The organism is Lentzea sp. NPDC060358 (genome assembly GCF_042725365.1).
In the GTDB taxonomy this organism is placed as follows: domain Bacteria; phylum Actinomycetota; class Actinomycetes; order Mycobacteriales; family Pseudonocardiaceae; genus Lentzea.
The window spans coordinates 1-1,547 of the sequence record NZ_JBHXCW010000465.1 but is presented as its reverse complement, the minus strand read 5'-3'; the positions used below and the strand labels follow the sequence as shown (position 1 = coordinate 1,547).

At 70.6% G+C, this 1,547-nt stretch carries 1 protein-coding gene and 1 pseudogene; both read right to left on the bottom strand.

The genetic code is table 11. From position 1 onward, the window contains the following. Nucleotides 1-199: pseudogene (locus tag ACFWGZ_RS40915) on the bottom strand (ABC transporter permease); the annotation flags it as partial. Continuing rightward, nucleotides 196-1,547, bottom strand: a 1,352-nt coding sequence (locus tag ACFWGZ_RS40910) for an ABC transporter ATP-binding protein (protein WP_382456959.1), incomplete at its 5' end; no start/stop codon positions are given. The pseudogene ACFWGZ_RS40915 and the gene ACFWGZ_RS40910, both read right to left, overlap by 4 nt.

Below are 1,547 nucleotides of genomic sequence, written 5' to 3'. Positions count from 1 at the left end.
GGTAGTACGTCGTCGCCTTGTTGAGGATGTAGACCTGGCTGTCCGACTTCAGCCCGTAGTCGAACATGATGCCGAAGGCGCTGAACGGCTCCTTGCCGGTGGCGGCCAGCACGAGCGCGGTCACCAGGAAGGCGACCACGATCGCGAGTACGGGGGCCGCGAGCCCCAGGAGCACCCGCTCCTTGTCGATCTTCTTCATCGGTCCTCTCCCCCGTCCCGGGGGTCGGTGTCGGTGCTGTCGGCGCTCGGCGCGGTCGCCTCGTCCGGTGCTTCCAGGTGGCCGCTGGCCGCGCCGGTCATCGCCGAGCCCAGCTCCTCCGGGGTGATGGTCGCCGGGTCGGCGTCCGCGACCAGCCGGCCCCGGTACATGACCCGCAGGGTGTCGGAGAGTCCGATCAGCTCGTCCAGGTCCGCCGAGATGAGCAGGACGGCCAGGCCCTCGCGGCGCGCCTCGCGGATCTGGTCCCAGATCTGCGCCTGCGCGCCGACGTCCACGCCCCGGGTGGGGTGCGCGGCGATGAGCAGCTTGGGCTCGTGGCTCATCTCGCGGCCGACGATCAGCTTCTGCTGGTTGCCGCCGGAGAGCGAGGCGGCGGTGACGTCGATGCCCGGGGTGCGCACGTCGTACTCGCGCACAATGCGCTCGGTGTCGGCGCGGGCGCCCTTGAGGTCGAGGAACGCGCCCTTGCTGTTGGGGCGTTCGGTGACGTGGCCGAGGATGCGGTTCTCCCAGAGCGGGGCCTCCAGCAGCAGCCCGTGCCGGTGACGGTCCTCGGGGATCACGCCGATGCCGTCCTCGCGGCGCTTGCGGGTGGGCGTACGGGAGATGTCGGCGCCGTCGAGGGTGACCGCCCCGGCGTCCAGGTGGCGCATGCCCATGATCGCGTCGACCAACTCGGACTGGCCGTTGCCCTCGACACCGGCGATCCCGAGGACCTCGCCCTTGTGGATGGTGAAGCCGATGCCGTCGAGGACCGAGCGCACCACGCCGTCCGGGTCGGTGGCGCACAGCCGCAGCCCGTCGACGGTCAGCATCGGTACGTCGGTGACGGTCGACTCGCGCGTCTCCGGGGAGGGCAGCTCGCTGCCGACCATCAGCTCGGCGAGCTGCTTGGGCGTGGTGCTCGCCGGGTCGGCGGTGCCGACCGTCGTACCGCGCCGGATGACCGTGATCTCGTCGGCGACCGACAGCACCTCGCCCAGCTTGTGGGAGATGAAGATGACGGTCAGGCCCTCGGCCTTGAGCTCGCGCAGGTTGTCGAAGAGCGCGTCGACCTCCTGCGGCACCAGGACGGCCGTGGGCTCGTCGAGGATCAGGGTGCGGGCGCCACGGTAGAGGACCTTGAGGATCTCCACCCGCTGCCGGTCGGCGACCCCGAGATCCTCGACCATGGCGTCCGGGCGGACCCCGAGGCCGTACGCGTCGGAGATCTCCTTGATCCGGGCGCGGGCCCGGTCGCCGATCCCGTACAGCGTCTCCGAGCCGAGAACGACGTTCTCCAGGACGGTGAGGTAGTCGGCGAGCATGAAGTGCTGGTGCACCATGC